The organism is Roseicyclus sediminis, from assembly GCF_025515305.1.
In the GTDB taxonomy this organism is placed as follows: Bacteria; Pseudomonadota; Alphaproteobacteria; order Rhodobacterales; family Rhodobacteraceae; genus Roseibacterium; species Roseibacterium sediminis.
The window spans coordinates 1-14,773 of the sequence record NZ_JAOPHT010000021.1 but is presented as its reverse complement, the minus strand read 5'-3'; the positions used below and the strand labels follow the sequence as shown (position 1 = coordinate 14,773).

At 67.1% G+C, this 14,773-nt stretch carries 12 protein-coding genes; 2 read left to right on the top strand and 10 right to left on the bottom strand.

Annotated features, from left to right (window positions below):
- The first annotated feature begins 30 nt into the window (after positions 1-30).
- Complete coding sequence (locus tag N8I71_RS18615; protein WP_262879532.1) at positions 31-1,242, top strand: trypsin-like serine peptidase; 1,212 nt, start codon at positions 31-33, stop codon at positions 1,240-1,242.
- 7 nt (positions 1,243-1,249) lie between these two features.
- Here the strand turns inward: N8I71_RS18615 and proS are convergent, their stop codons facing one another.
- The 7 genes from proS to scpA all read right to left on the bottom strand — a co-directional run bounded on the left by proS (position 1,250) and on the right by scpA (position 10,824).
- A complete protein-coding gene (gene proS / locus N8I71_RS18610; RefSeq protein ID WP_262879531.1) occupies positions 1,250-2,590 on the bottom strand; it encodes a proline--tRNA ligase in 1,341 nt (446 codons plus the stop codon).
- 85 nt (positions 2,591-2,675) lie between these two features.
- Positions 2,676-2,858 (bottom strand): hypothetical protein, encoded by a 183-nt coding sequence (locus N8I71_RS18605; RefSeq protein ID WP_262879530.1) that lies wholly within the window; start codon positions 2,856-2,858, stop codon positions 2,676-2,678.
- Positions 2,859-2,944: 86 nt separating this feature from the next.
- Complete coding sequence (locus N8I71_RS18600) at positions 2,945-4,531, bottom strand: Ppx/GppA family phosphatase (protein WP_406676294.1); 1,587 nt, start codon at positions 4,529-4,531, stop codon at positions 2,945-2,947.
- Between the two features lie 55 nt (positions 4,532-4,586).
- Positions 4,587-6,761 (bottom strand): RNA degradosome polyphosphate kinase, encoded by a 2,175-nt coding sequence (locus N8I71_RS18595; RefSeq protein WP_262879529.1) that lies wholly within the window; start codon positions 6,759-6,761, stop codon positions 4,587-4,589.
- A gap of 15 nt (positions 6,762-6,776) precedes the next feature.
- A complete protein-coding gene (locus N8I71_RS18590) occupies positions 6,777-7,481 on the bottom strand; it encodes a P-loop NTPase family protein (RefSeq protein ID WP_262879528.1) in 705 nt (234 codons plus the stop codon).
- Positions 7,481-8,566: an AI-2E family transporter gene (locus N8I71_RS18585; protein WP_262879527.1), complete on the bottom strand. Its 1,086-nt coding sequence runs from the start codon at positions 8,564-8,566 to the stop codon at positions 7,481-7,483. The genes N8I71_RS18590 and N8I71_RS18585 overlap by 1 nt, the downstream gene beginning before the upstream one ends.
- 119 nt (positions 8,567-8,685) lie before the next feature.
- Positions 8,686-10,824 (bottom strand): methylmalonyl-CoA mutase, encoded by a 2,139-nt coding sequence (gene scpA / locus N8I71_RS18580; protein ID WP_262879526.1) that lies wholly within the window; start codon positions 10,822-10,824, stop codon positions 8,686-8,688.
- A 153-nt stretch (positions 10,825-10,977) separates the two neighbouring features.
- Between scpA and N8I71_RS18575 the strand changes: the two genes are divergently transcribed.
- Positions 10,978-11,484 carry a DUF4174 domain-containing protein gene (locus N8I71_RS18575; RefSeq protein ID WP_262879525.1) on the top strand — a complete coding sequence of 169 codons (507 nt, stop codon included), beginning with the start codon at positions 10,978-10,980 and terminating at the stop codon, positions 11,482-11,484.
- A 45-nt stretch (positions 11,485-11,529) separates the two neighbouring features.
- On the opposite strand, the gene N8I71_RS18570 is transcribed toward N8I71_RS18575, so the two are convergent.
- The 3 genes from N8I71_RS18570 to N8I71_RS18560 form a co-directional block, all read right to left on the bottom strand.
- Positions 11,530-13,575, bottom strand: coding sequence for an acetyl-CoA carboxylase biotin carboxylase subunit (locus N8I71_RS18570; RefSeq protein ID WP_262879524.1), 2,046 nt, complete (start codon positions 13,573-13,575; stop codon positions 11,530-11,532).
- A 150-nt stretch (positions 13,576-13,725) separates the two neighbouring features.
- Positions 13,726-13,932, bottom strand: a complete 207-nt coding sequence (locus N8I71_RS18565) for a hypothetical protein (protein WP_262879523.1) — start codon at positions 13,930-13,932, stop codon at positions 13,726-13,728.
- A 310-nt stretch (positions 13,933-14,242) separates the two neighbouring features.
- A complete protein-coding gene (locus N8I71_RS18560) occupies positions 14,243-14,617 on the bottom strand; it encodes a hypothetical protein (RefSeq protein ID WP_262879522.1) in 375 nt (124 codons plus the stop codon).
- Between the last annotated feature and the right edge of the window lie 156 nt (positions 14,618-14,773).

Sequence of the window (14,773 nt, the reverse complement as noted above, 5' to 3'; positions counted from 1 at the left end):
TCCGTGCCCCGACCAAGGATCCGTGCGCCCATGTTCCGCCCCCTCGCCACAGCGCTCGCGCTGAGCCTCGCTCTTCCCGCCACGACCCAGGCGCAGGACTACACCCTGCCGCCCACCTTCGGCGTCTTCACGGTCGCCTCGGGCTTCCTGCCCGATCCCAACTGGGTGAGCCTGCTTGCGGGCGGGAACATCAGGGGCGAGTACACCGACCAGGCCACCGGCAACCGTTGTTCGGGCTACTTCGCCGACGCGCCCGATTTCCGGATATTCTACCAGGCGGGCTCCGAGGCACCGCTGTCGTTTTATGTCGAGGCGCGGGCCGACACCGTGCTTCTGGTGAACACACCCGACGGGGAATGGCACTGCAACGACGACACCTCAGGGCTGAACCCCGCGCTCACCTTCGACGACGCGATGGAAGGCCAGTACGACATTTGGGTCGGGACCTACTCGTCGACGCAGGGCGAATACCCGCCCGCCATGCTGGCCGTGACCGAGATCGCGCCCTTCGCGGGCACTTTCGCGCGCGCCTTCTTCGGCGAGGATGACCGGATCGTGGTCGATACGACGCAGGCGCCCTGGACCATGATCGGCTTTCTCGATCTCTCCGACACGAACTGCACCGGGGTCCTCATCGGGCCCGCGACCGTGCTGACCGCCGCCCATTGCATCGCCAACGAGGGGGTGATCGAAAGCCCGCCGGTCGAATTCCTCGCGGGCTACAACCGCGGCGAGTCCGTCGCGCGGTCGGCGACCATCGGCTACCACGTGCCCGGCGGCTGGCTCGCCGGGGAGCAGGAGGGCATGGATTTCGCCTTCGTCTACCTCGCCGACCCGATCGGAGAACGGGTGGGTTGGATGGACGTCACCGGCCTCAGCCCGGAGGAGATCGCCGCCTACCGTTCTGGTAACGGCCCCGAGATCCTGCAGGCGGGCTACAGCTATGACCAGCAGGGGGTGATGACCGGTCACATCGGCTGCCCCTTCGTGGAGATCGGCCCGGACAGCACGCTCGTTCACCAGTGCGACACGCTGCAAGGGGACAGCGGCTCTCCGCTCTTCATCGAGGGGGAGGGCCGCTACCGGATCATCGGCATCGAAAGCCACACGAACTCCCAGCCGCGGGAGCAGTACGACCAGAACGTGGCGATGTATGCCGACTACATCATGGCGGAGATGCGGGCGCTGGCCTCCGGGCAGACGGGCGTGCCGCCCACGGCACCGCCGCAGGTGGCGAAGTAGGCGCCGCTCAGGCGGCCCCGGAGTAGATCGCGACGATCCTGTCGACGGCGGCCTCGGGGCTCATCTCCTCGCTCTCGCCGGTCTTGCGCGACGTGAGCTCGACGACCCCGTTGCCGAGGCCGCGCGGCCCGACAGTGATCCGCCAGGGCAGACCGATCAGGTCCATCGTGGCGAACTTGGCACCGGCGCGTTCTTCGCGGTCGTCGTAAAGAGGCTCCAGCCCCGCAGCCGTCAGCGCCTTGTAGAGCCCTTCGCAGGCCGCGTCGCACGAGACATCGCCCTGCTTGAGGTTCACGATGCCGGCGTGGAAGGGCGTGACACCTTCCGGCCAGACGATCCCGTTCTCGTCGTGGCAGGCCTCGATGATCGCACCGACCAGGCGCGAGACGCCGATCCCGTGCGACCCCATGTGGACCGGAACCCGGTTGCCCTCGCCATCGGTGACGACCGCGCCCATCGGCTCGGAATACTTGGTGCCGAAGTAGAAGATCTGCCCCACCTCGATGCCGCGCGCGACGCGGCGACGCTCCTCCGGGATCTGCTCGAAGATCGCGGGGTCGTGGGTTTCGTCGGTGCGGGCATAGCGCGACGTGAATTCGTCCAGAACCGCACGGCACTGCGCGTGATCGTCGTAATCGATCTCGCGGTCACCAAAGCGCAGGTCGGTGATCTCGCTGTCGTAGAAGACCTCCGACTCGCCCGTCTCGGCGAGGACGAGGAATTCGTGCGTGTCGTCGCCGCCGATCGGGCCCGAATCCGCGCGCATCGGGATCGCCTGAAGGCCCATGCGCTCATACGTGCGAAGATAGCTCACGAGGTGCCGGTTGTAGGCGTGGAGCGCGTCCTCTTTCGTCAGGTCGAAGTTGTAGCCGTCCTTCATCAGGAACTCGCGGCCACGCATGACGCCAAACCTTGGGCGGATCTCGTCGCGGAACTTCCACTGGATCTGGTACATCGTCAGTGGCAGGTCGCGGTAGCTCGTGACATGGGCGCGGAAGATGTCGGTGATCAGTTCTTCCGCCGTGGGCGTGAACAGCATGTCGCGCTCGTGGCGGTCGGTGATCCGCAGCATCTCGGCGCCATAGGCATCGTAGCGCCCGCTCTCGCGCCACAGGTCGGCCGACTGGATCGTGGGCATCAGCATCGGCAGGTGGCCCGCGCGGATCTGCTCTTCGTGGACGATCTGCTCGACACGGCGCAGGACCTTGAAGCCCAGCGGCAGCCACGAGTAGATGCCCGCCGACGCCTGCTTGATCATGCCGGCGCGCAGCATCAGGCGATGGCTGACGATCTGCGCCTCGGCGGGGGTCTCCTTGAGAACCGGCAGGAAATAGCGGCTGAGGCGCATGGGGCGTGTTCCCTCTGGCAAATCACGTTCCGGGACGCATACGCCAAAGGATATCGCCTCACAAGGCGGCGCCTGAAATGCCGCGTCAGCCGCCCGACGCGGGGCCGGACAGCCCGCCGCGCGGGCCCGGCCCCGGAGCCGGTGACGGCGCGGGCCGGTCCACGCCCCAGCCGCCGGCCGGTGTCTGGAACACACCCGAAGAGGCCGCGGAGGAAAAGCCGACCAGGACCGCCACCGCCATGCTCAGCAGGATCGCCACTATGGACATCTTATCGCGCGAAGACATTTCGCCACCCTCGTTAATGATCGTCTCATCTAACCCGATTCCCGGCTGGCGGACGGGTCGGGGTTTCCCTACTTGGCCTGCGGTCCGCCAACGACGATCGGCGTCGCCTTCATGGCCGCGGCCAGCGCGTTGAACCGCGCCTCCGTCACCTCGCCGAACAGCGCGCGGCCTTCGTCGGTCTTGAGCGTCAGCAACAGTTCCTTGCGCTTCGACCGCCAGGTGAGCGCGCCATGGTCGGTCGGCTTCTCGACGGTGAACATCGCGCCGAAGCGCATCGCGCGACCGAGGATCTCGGCCTCGGCCACCTGGGCCTCGGGCAGAAGTTGCAGCAGGTCGGTATCGAAATTCGTCCCTGCGCGGTTCGACTTGTAGCGGTGCAGCAGCGCCAGGCCGAGATAGACACGCTCGGCGTGGGTCAGACCGCCGAGGTTCGCGCGCGTCGCGTTGTCGAAACAGACCTCGGCGCGGTAGTCGGGATGCGCCCGCCAACTCACGTCGTGAAGCAGGCACGCCGCGCGGATCAGCCGCTTCTTGTCCAGCTTCGCACGCGGAAAGAGCGGCTCGACGAAACGATAGAGCGCGCGGCCGAAGCCGGGCATGCGGGCGGAAGAGGCCTCGGCATGGCGGGCGGCCTCGATCAGCGGGTCGCGGTGCCGCAGCGCCTCCGACATCTGTTCGTAGAGCAGCCCCTCGCGGATGCCGTAGGAGGACACGGCGACCTCCTTGGGATGCAGCTTGCGCACGAGGACCTTCAGCACCTCGGCAGCAAGCGGCACAAGGCGCATTCGCTCGGCGCTGGTGCCGGTGCTGGCACGCAACTCGTTGATTTCGCTCTTCTCGATCAGCTTGATCGTTTCCAGGATCGCCTTCGGCGTCATCCTGTATTCGTGCAGCACCTTCAGCGGATATCCGCGCCGCTCCATGTCGATTCGGGCGATCGCACGCCACGATCCGCCGACGAGGAACAGCCGCTCGGGTCGGTCCGGGAACGCATCGGCCAGGTCGGCCACGCGCGCCTTGATATGCGCGCGCACCGCCTTCTTGCCGCCCTCGATCCCCATGAGCTTCAGCGGCCCGAGGTCGGAGGTTTGGCGCAGCCCGACGCGGCCGCCGCCGCGCAGTTCGGCCAGTTCCATCGAGGAGCCGCCGATGTCGCAGACAAGCCCCTCCGCCCCCGGCCAGCCCAGCAGCACGCCCTGCGCCGAGAGACGCGCCTCCTCGTCGCCATCGACGATCTGGATGTCGAGGCCGGTCTTCGTCCTCACCTCGTCTCGGAAGGCGGCACCGTCCTCGGCATCACGCACCGCCGCCGTGGCCACGGTCAGAAGCGGCGACACCCCCATGCCGACGGCCAGCACCGCGAAGCGCCGCAGCGCCTTGAGCGCGCGCACCCGGCCCTCGGGGTTCAGGCGCCCCGTCTCGGAAAAACCGGCGCCGAGGCCGCAGAGGATCTTCTCGTTGAAGTAGTAGGCCGGGCTGCGCGCCGCGCCGTCGAACACGACCATCCGCACGGAGTTCGATCCGATATCGATCACGCCCACACGGCTGAGGGCCTGCGCCTCGGGCGCATCGAAGAGCGGAACGCCGAAAGGGCCCCATTCGGGATGCAGGTCGTCCATCTCGGGTCCGATCTCAGCCAAGGCCTGCCGCGTCATCGCCAAAGTGATGGCACGGGGTTTTCGGTTCCGTCAATTCCTCATCTGGTCCCGATCAGTCCTGCCCGTGGGTCAGTTCCGGCACATCCTTGGCCCCGGCCGAGCCCCGCCCCGACAGAGAGGGGTTTTCCATGAAGAAGCGGTGGCAGGAGAACGGATTGTCGATGCCGCCGAGTTCCGCCCGCCGGAACGAGCCGTCGGGCTGCAACACCCAGCTCTGCGCGACGTCGGCGAGGTTCGCGGCCATGATCTGGCTCACGATCTGCGCCTTCACGGTGGGATTCGTGCATTCGACGAGGGTCTCGACACGCCGGTTGAGGTTGCGGCCCATCCAGTCGGCCGAGCTGATGTAGACCCGCGCCTTCTTGTGCGGCAGTCCGTGGCCGTTGCCGAAACAGACGATGCGGGAATGTTCGAGGAACCGGCCGACGATAGATTTCACGCGGATGTTCTCGGAAAGCCCCCGGATGCCGGGCCTCAGACCGCAGATGCCCCGGATCACCAAGTCGATGCGCACACCGGCCCGGCTGGCTTCGTAGAGCGCGTCGATCACGTCGGGTTCGATCAGGCTGTTCATCTTGGCCCAGACCATGGCGGGTCGACCGGCGCGGGCATGTTCGGCCTCGGCCGCGAGGTTCTCGATGATCGTCGATTTCAGGTTCAGCGGCGAGATGCGGAGGTTCTGAAGCCCCTCGGGCTCGGCATAGCCGCCCACGTAGTTGAAGACCTTCGTGGCATCCCGCCCCAGCGCGTCGTCGCAGGTGAAGAGGCTGAGATCGGTGTAGATGCGCGCCGTGATCGGATGGTAGTTGCCCGTCCCGAAGTGGGTATAGGTCACCAGCCGGTCGCCCTCACGGCGGACCACGATCGAGATCTTGGCGTGTGTCTTGTAGGTGATGAAGCCGTAGATCACATGCGCGCCGGCGCGTTCCAGCTTGCGCGACTGGCGGATGTTCGCGGCCTCGTCGAAGCGGGCCTTGAGCTCCACCAGCGCTGTCACGGACTTGCCGTTCTCCGCTGCCTCGCACAGCGCCTCGACGATCGGGCTTTCGTTCGACGTTCGGTAGAGCGTCTGCTTGATCGCCACGACATTGGGGTCGCGGGCCGCCTGCGCGAGGAACCGGATCACCATGTCGAAGGTTTCGTAGGGGTGATGGAGCAGCATGTCCTTCTGCCGGATCGCGGCGAACATGTCGCCGTCATGGTCCTGCACCCGTTCGGGAACCCGTGGCGTGAAGGACCGCCACAACAGGTCGGGCCGTTCGTCGATCACCAGTTCCTTGAGGCTGACGAGGCCGATCATGCCCTTGACGTCCACGACCTCGTCCTCGGCGACGTGCAGCTGCTCGACGATCTCGGCCTTCAGGTCCTGGGGCGCGCCGGCGCTCACCTGTAGGCGGACGACTTCGCCCCGGCGGCGCCGCTTGAGCGCGGTCTCGAACTCGCGCACGAGATCCTCTGCCTCCTCCTCGACCTCGAGGTCGCTGTCGCGCAGGATCCGGAACGCACAGGAGCCGCTGAGGGCATAGCCCGGAAAGAGCGCCCCGACGTTCAGCAGCAGAAGCTCCTCGAGCGGAAGGAACCGCGCCTGCCCCTCGGGAGCGGGAAGGCGTACGAACCGGTCGATCTGGCTCGGGATCGGCAAGAGCGCCTGAAGTTCCCGCCCGTCACGTTCCCGCCGCATCTGCAGAGCGAGCGCGATGCCCTCGTTGGGGATGAACGGAAAGGGGTGAGCCGGATCGATGGCCAGCGGCGAGAGAACCGGGAAAACGCGGGCGAGAAAGACCTCGTCGAGGAATTTCCTGTCGGCGGCCTTCAGCCCGGTTCTCGCGACGACGTGGATGCCCTCGGTCTCCAGTTCCTTCTTCAGGGCAACCCAGGCGGCCTGCTGGTGCTGCATCAGGCGGCGGGCATCGGCGTTGATGAGCTTGAGCTGTTCGACCGGCGTGCGACCGTCGTCCGACGGCACCGCGTTGCCCTCCTGCGCCAGCTCCCGCAGGCCGGCGACGCGCACGGTGTAGAACTCGTCGAGGTTGCCCGCGCTAATCGACACGAACCGGACCCGTTCGAGCAGCGGCACGCGCGGATTGCCCGCCTCCTCCAGCACGCGCCAGTTGAACGCAAGCCAGCTGATCTCGCGATTGAAGAAGCGTCGCGGGCCGCGTGTCTGCGCCTCGGGCAGGTCGACGGGCTCGGGGAGGGGCGCGGAAAGGAAGTCGGCGAAGCTCATGGGAAAATGGCCTAGTCAGGTGTCGTGACGAGACCGTGACACGCCAGCCTCCAGCTCGGCAAGGACAGCCTTGGCGTCGATCAGCCGCGGCGGTCGCTGACGCGACAACGCGCGTGCGTCGAGTCGCTCGACAAAGGCCTGCGCGGCGGCGAAGGCGCGCTCGATGCGCGGCGCGACATGGGACAGGATCGCCGGCGTAAGCGGCAGCGCGCGGTCATGGGCGAGCTTGAGGATCAGCGCGGCGAGCAACGCATCGTCGGGCGGATCGAGCGCCGCGAGGCCGGCCTGCCCCATGCGGCTGTCGAGGTCGGGCAGGCACAGGCCCCACCGGGCCGGCGGCGCGCCCGCGGTGAAGAGCATCGGCGCGCCGCGGTTTGTCAGCGCGTTGTGGATGTGAAAAAGCCGCGTCTCGGCGGCACGATCCCCGGCGACGGCCTCCATATCCTCGATGGCGAGCGCCTCCGACTGGCCAAGCGGCTCGACGTCGCGCTCGGTGATATCGGATGCGGCGATGATGCGTGCGCCGGTCTGCGTGGCCCAGACATGGGCGAGATGGGTCTTGCCCGCCCCCGAGGGTCCGGTCAGCACCAGCTTGCCATGGGGCCAGTCGCGCCAGCCCTCGACCTGTGCCAGCGCGACGGCGTTGCTGCCAGAGACGAAGAAATCGCCGCGGCCCATCGCGGGGCGGACGGGCAGGTCGAAGACGAGTTGCTCGGCCATCAGCTGTCCGGGTCGGCGTCGATGTGCGGGGCAGCTTCGAGGCCGCGGTACAGACGGCCTTCCTTGTACTGCTCGATGGCGAAGCGGACGAGGACGCCGATGGCCGCTGCCACCGGCACGGCGACCAGCATGCCGACGAAACCGAAGAGCGTCCCGAAGGCCGAGAGCGCGAAGATAAGCCAGACAGGATGCAGCCCGACGGAGGATCCCACGAGCTTGGGCGTCAGGATGTTCCCTTCGACCATCTGCCCCACCTGGAAGATCGCGGCGACAGCCACGATCAGCCACCAGTCACCCCAGAACTGGAACAGCGCGAGGCCCACCGACAAGAGGCCGCCGACCAATGCGCCGACATAGGGAATGAAGGTCAGAAGGCCCGCCAGCAGGCCCACCACGAGGCCGAACTGAAGGCCCACGATCATCAGCGCGACCGCGTAGAAGGTGCCGAGGATCAGGCAGACCGTCCCTTGCCCGCGCACGAAACTCGCCAGCGTCCGGTCGATCTCGCCCGCGAGCCGCCGGACGACGGGCGCATGGTCGCGTGGCAGAAGCTCGTCGATGCGGGCGATCATGCGATCCCAGTCCATGAGCAGGTAGAAGGCCACCACGGGCACGACTACGAGGAAAACGAGCACGTTGACGACGCCCGCCGCCGACGACAGCACCCGCTGCAGGAGTTCACCGCCGCGCGCCTCGATCGTCTGGCCGATCGAGGCCAGCGAACTGCGCAGGGGCGAGGTCTCGTCCATGACCTGGGGGAAGCGCTCGGTCAGCCAGGTTCGAAGCTGCTCGAACAGGGTGGGCGCAGCGCCGATCAGATCGGTCGCCTGCTGGATCAGAAGCGGGACCACCACGAGGCCCGCCAGCACCACGATCAGGGTGCCGAAAACGAAGATCACGACCGTGGACAGGATCCTCGACAGGCCCAACTTTTCCAGCCGGTCGGCCACCGGATCGAGGAAATAGGCAATGGCGCCGCCGACGATGAAGGGCAGGATCACCTGGCCGAGGAACCACAGCACCACGATGAGGGCAGCGCTGGCGATACCCCAATAGGTGAGTTGCTGGCGGACCGGCAGGGCCATGGCGTCTCCTTTGCACCGATAGATGCGACAGGGGGTGCCTCAGGGCAAGGGCAAAGCCCGGAGGCGCCCGCCAGGCGCCGGCGACGCGCCGCAATCCGGGCGCGAACCGCCCGCCGTCCTCAGCCGCGGGCGGCCCGGATCAGCGACAGGATATCCCGGGCGGCCGAGGGGATATGCGTGCCGGGCCCGAAGATGGCCTTCACGCCTGCCTCTTTCAGGAACTCGTAATCCTGGTGCGGAATGACCCCTCCGCAGATCACGATGATGTCTCCCGCGCCCTCCGCCTTGAGCGCCTCGATGAGCTTCGGCGCCAGCGTCTTGTGGCCCGCCGCCTGGGACGAGATGCCGACGACGTGCACGTCGTTGTCGATGGCGTCCTGCGCCGCCTCCTCGGGGGTCTGGAACAGGGGGCCCACATCGACGTCGAAGCCGATATCGGCGAAGGCCGTGGCGATCACTTTCGCGCCCCGGTCGTGTCCGTCCTGTCCCATCTTGACGACGAGCATGCGCGGGCGGCGGCCCTCCTCCTCGGCGAAGGCCTCCACGTCCTTCTGGATCGCCGCGAAACCCTCGTCGCCCTCGTAGGCCGAGCCGTAGACGCCCGCGAGGGTCTTCACCTCGGCGCGGTGACGTCCGAACACCTTTTCCATCGCCATGCTGATTTCTCCCACGCTCGCCCGCGCCCGTGCGGCCTCGACCGCCGCGTCGAGCAGGTTGCCGCCCTCGCGGGCCCGCCGTTCCAGTTCATCGAGCGCCGCTGTGCAGGCGGCCTCGTCGCGCGTGGCCTTGATCCGCTCCAGCCGCGCCACCTGCGCCTCGCGCACCGCGTTGTTGTCGATGTCGAGAATGTCGATCGGATCCTCGCGGTCCTTGCGGTACTTGTTGACCCCGACGATCACCTCGTCGCCCTTGTCGATCATCGCCTGCCGCCGCGCGGCAGACTCCTCGATCCGGAGCTTGGGCAGGCCCGAGGCGACGGCCTTTGTCATGCCGCCCATCTCCTCGACCTCCTCGATCAGGGCCCAGGCCTTCTCGATCAGCTCGTTCGTCAGGCTTTCGACGTAGTAGGAGCCCGCCAGCGGATCGACGACCTTCGTCACCCCCGTCTCTTCCTGCAAGATCAGCTGCGTGTTCCGCGCGATGCGCGCCGAGAATTCGGTCGGAAGTGCGATCGCCTCGTCGAAGCTGTTGGTATGCAGGGACTGCGTGCCGCCGAGGACCGCGCTCATCGCCTCGAAGGCGGTGCGCACGACGTTGTTGTAGGGGTCCTGCTCCTGCAACGAGACGCCCGAGGTCTGGCAATGGGTGCGCAGCATCTTGGAGCGTTCCGACTTCGCGCCGAATTCCGTCATGATCCGATGCCAGAGCGTGCGGGCGGCCCGCAGCTTGGCGATCTCCATGAAGAAGTTCATGCCGATGGCGAAGAAGAAACTTAGCCGCCCGGCAAACTTATCCACATCCATTCCCGCGTCGATGGCCGCGCGCACGTATTCCCGCCCGTCCGCGATCGTGTAGGCCAGTTCCTGCACGAGGTTCGCGCCCGCCTCCTGCATGTGGTAGCCGGAGATCGAGATCGAGTTGAATTTCGGCATGTTCTCGGAGGTATAGCCGATGATGTCCGAGATGATCCGCATCGAGGGTTCCGGCGGATAGATGTAGGTGTTGCGGACCATGAACTCCTTGAGGATGTCGTTCTGGATGGTCCCCGACAGCACCGATTTGTCGTGCCCCTGCTCTTCCCCCGCGACGATGAAGTTGGCGAGCACGGGGATCACCGCGCCGTTCATCGTCATCGACACCGACACCTGGTCGAGAGGAATGCCGTCGAAGAGGATCTTCATGTCCTCGACGCTGTCGATGGCGACGCCCGCCTTGCCGACATCACCCACGACGCGGGGATGATCGCTGTCGTAACCGCGGTGCGTGGCGAGATCGAAGGCGACCGATACGCCCTGCTGCCCGGCGGCCAGCGCCTTGCGGTAGAAGGCGTTGCTCTCCTCGGCGGTGGAGAAACCCGCGTATTGCCGGATCGTCCAGGGCCGGCCGGCATACATCGTGGCCTTCACACCGCGGGTGAAGGGCTCGAAGCCCGGAAAGCCGCCCATGTGGGGCAGACCCGCGGTATCGTCGGCAGTATAGAGCGGCTTGACGCGGATTCCCTCGAGCGTGTCCCACGCAAGGCTCTCGGGATCGCGGCCCTTCAGTTCCTTGGCGGCACGCGCGCGCCAGGCATCGAAGGTGTCTCTGGTTTCCGTCATCGGGTCGTCCTCTTGTTGGTGCCGCCGCGGCCCGGGCCCGAAGCCTCGCGCCGTCCTCGCCTCCCGTCCCGCATCGCGATACCGCGATCAGGGGTCGGGAAGCCCTTCGCTTTCCGTGGTGGCCTGCCTATATCTTCCGGGAACGGAGATAGAATGCGACCAACCCTGATTTCTGCCCTTGCCGCGCTGGTGCTCGTTCCTGCCGCCCTGTCCGCACAGGATAGCGGTTCGGGCGATATCGCCATGGCGCAGACCGCCGCCGCCGATGCCGCCACGGATGCCGCCACGGAGGCCGTCGATCCGATGGAGCCGCGCGAGGCGGGCGAGCTGACGCTTGAGGAGTTCATGTGGGTCGCCCGGCCCATCATCGTCTTCGCCGACACGCCCGCCGATCCCCGCTTCCAGGAACAGATGCTCCTCCTGGCCGATCGGCCCGAGCCACTCATGGAACGCGATGTGGTCATCATCGTCGACACCGATCCCTCCGCGCGTTCGCCCATCCGCACCGCGCTGCGCCCGCGGGGCTTCGCGCTCGTCGTGATGCAGAAGGACGGGAACGTGGGCTTTCGCCGCCCCTCGCCCCGCGATGTGCGCGAGATCATCCGGGGCATCGACAACTTCTCCTTCCGGCAGGAGGAGTTGCGGTCTGGCGGGCAATAGCCCGCCCCGTCGCCCGGTCCATGGTCCACGCCGCGTCTCACGGCCCTATTCGAACTCCATGATGACTTCGTCCACGGCGAGGCTGTCGCCGGGGCCAGCGTTGATCTTCGTCACGATGCCCTTCCGCTCGGCGCGCAGGATGTTTTCCATCTTCATCGCCTCGACCGTGCAGAGCGCCTGGCCCTCCTGAACCTCGTCGCCGACGGCCACGTCGATCTTCACGATCAGGCCGGGCATCGGGCAGAGCAGCATCTTCGACGTATCGGGCGGCTGCTTTTCGGGCATCAGCGCGGCAAGCTCGGCCTGGCGCGGGCTGCGCACATGGACCTTCAACTCCGCGCCGCGGGTGCGGAGGCGGAAGCCTCCGGGGATCTTGCCGACCTTCAGGACCAGTGCCGCCCCATCGACGGAAAGCCGCGCGAGACTGTCGCCCGGCGTCCAGTCCGAGCTGACCCGCATCGCGTGCCCGTCCTCGAAGGTCACGGTGGACCCCTCGTGATCCGCCGCGACGGTCACCGGGAAATGGGCGCCCTGCAGGCTTACCACCCAGTCCGAGCCCACGCGTCGCTCGTGGTTGTCCATCCTCCCCGAGACGCGGGTGCGCCGGATCTCGGCCACGCGGTGCATCGCGGCCGCGGCGGCAGCGACGCGGCGCAACTCGGCATCGCCGAGGCGCACGCCGTCGAAGCCATCGGGGTATTCCTCGGCGATGAACGCGGTCGTGATCTCGCCCGAAACGAAGCGGGGATGGTCCATCACGGCGCTGAGGAACGGCAGGTTGTGGCCGATCCCCTCCACCTCGAAACTGTCGAGCGCGACGCGCATCGCCTCTAGCGCCTCGGCCCGGTCCGCGCCCCAGGTGCAGAGCTTTGCGATCATCGGATCGTAATACATCGAAATCTCGCCGCCCTCGTAGACGCCGGTATCGTTGCGCACGGCGGTGTCCCCGTGAGGGGCCTCGCCCTGCCACTTGCCGGTGTCGTTCAGCGGACCCGCCTGCACTTCCTGCGGGGGGCGATAGCGCGTGAGACGGCCGATCGAGGGCAGGAAGTTGCGGTAGGGATCTTCGGCGTAGAGGCGGCTTTCGAGGGCCCATCCCTTCAGCTTGATGTCGCTCTGGGCGAAGGACAGGGGCTCGCCGCCGGCGACGCGGATCATCTGTTCCACGAGATCGACGCCGGTGATGAGCTCGGTCACCGGGTGCTCCACCTGGAGCCGGGTGTTCATTTCGAGGAAGTAGAAGTTCTTCTGCCCGTCGACGATGAATTCCACTGTCCCGGCGCTGGTGTAGCCCACGGCCTGCGCCAGCGCGACGGCCTGCTCCCCCATGGCCTTGCGCGTCGCCTCGTCGAGGAAGGGCGAGGGCGCCTCCTCGATGACCTTCTGGTTGCGGCGCTGGATCGAGCATTCCCGCTCGCCGAGATAGACGCAGTTGCCATGCTTGTCGGCGAGCACCTGGATCTCGATGTGGCGCGGTTGCGTGACGAACTTCTCGATGAAGATGCGGTCATCGCCAAAGGAGGACTTCGCCTCGTTCTTCGAAGCCTGGAAGCCCTCGCGCGTTTCGGTGTCGTTCCAGGCGATGCGCATGCCCTTGCCGCCGCCGCCAGCGCTGGCCTTGATCATGACCGGGTAGCCGACCTGGTTCGAGATCTTCACCGCCTCGTCGGCATCCGCGATAAGCCCCATGAAGCCCGGCACGGTCGAAACGCCCGCCTCGGCGGCGATCTTCTTGGACGTGATCTTGTCGCCCATCGCCTCGATTGCGGTCGCGGGCGGGCCGACGAAGGCCACGCCTTCCTTCTCCAGCGCCTCGGCGAACTTCATGTTCTCGGAAAGAAACCCGTATCCCGGGTGCACCGCCTCGGCGCCGGTCGCACGGATCGCGTCCATGATCCGGTCGATCACGATATAGCTTTCGGAGGCGGGCGGAGGGCCGATATGCACCGCCTCGTCCGCCATCCTGACATGGAGCGCGTTTCGGTCGGCGTCAGAATAGACCGCGACCGTGGCGATGCCCATCTTGCGCGCGGTCTTGATCACGCGGCAGGCGATCTCGCCCCGGTTGGCGATCAGGAGCTTCTTGAACATCACGGGTGTCCCTTCCTCTTGGCCGCGCGCCGTTCGGCGTCGTCGGCAGGTCTTGAAACGAAAGGGACCACCGGGGCGGTGTCGCCCCGGTGGTCCCGGATCATGGTGCTGTCGGGCCGGTCCGCGCGTCGCGGGGCCCGGGCCAGTCTCTTAGCGGCAGATACCCGCGTCGTCGCAGAGCGCGCCTGCAGCGGCACCTGCGGCGGCGCCGGTCGCGACGTTGCCGCCGGTGACGGCCGCGACACCGCCACCGATGAGGGCGCCGGCACCGGCGCGTTCAAGATCGGCGGTTGTGCAGCCCGCCACGGCAAGGGTGGCTGCGAGAAGGGTCGCGGGAAGGAAAATGCGTGCGCGCATGGGGACAAGTCTCCTGTCGGTGTGCCTCGTGGAGTTCGTTCTACACCGAAACGATTCCCCCGCCTAGTGGCCCGGCGTCCAGCGGTATCCATTCCCGCCGATGACCTGAAAAAAAGCGGCCGGAACGGTGAACCGTCCGGCCGCATCAAAGGGGAAGGGTAACACGTCTTGTCGTTGTCGGCCCAAAAACAGCTGGGGACTGGGGCCGACACCGCAATCATGCCACGGATGGATGCACCGGGAAGCCTCGACATGGCGGCGCCGGTGTCATGGGCATCAAATCGCGCAAGGACGGGGAGGCCGGGCAAGATCATGCCGATCGATCCTCCCAGACGCCCGAGCCGTCGAACGCCTCGGGGAAGGATGCCCGGGCGCGCGCCTCGTCGAGCTGCAGCAGCGCCTCGTAGCTTGAGGGATCGAAAGGGTCCTCGGCCGGCACGACCTCGCGGCCGAAAACCCAGGACAGACGGCCGGCGTCGAGGTTGCCGCGCTCGAAGGGCTCGGTCCCGAAACACAGCCAGATCGCCTCGACGAAGGCCGCGTCGGCGCGGCGGTCGGCGGGCCTGCGGTCGGCGAAACGCTCGCGGGCCACAAGTCGGGTGGCACCGTCCTTGTTGGCGCGACGGATGGTGAACTGGAAATCCGTTCCCGGCATGCGCCCGGGAAAACCCTTGTGCTTCAGCATGGGAGCGTCCCCGGTAAGTGCCGGGCGAGGCTTGCGCCCCGCCCGGCCAGGGGAAGGGTCCTGCTCGGGCATGGGTCTGCGCCATACCGTCGGACCTGCCGTCCGCGGGGTTGTTCCCCGCTGGTTTTCCACCGGTGCGTGACCGGGCACACGGGC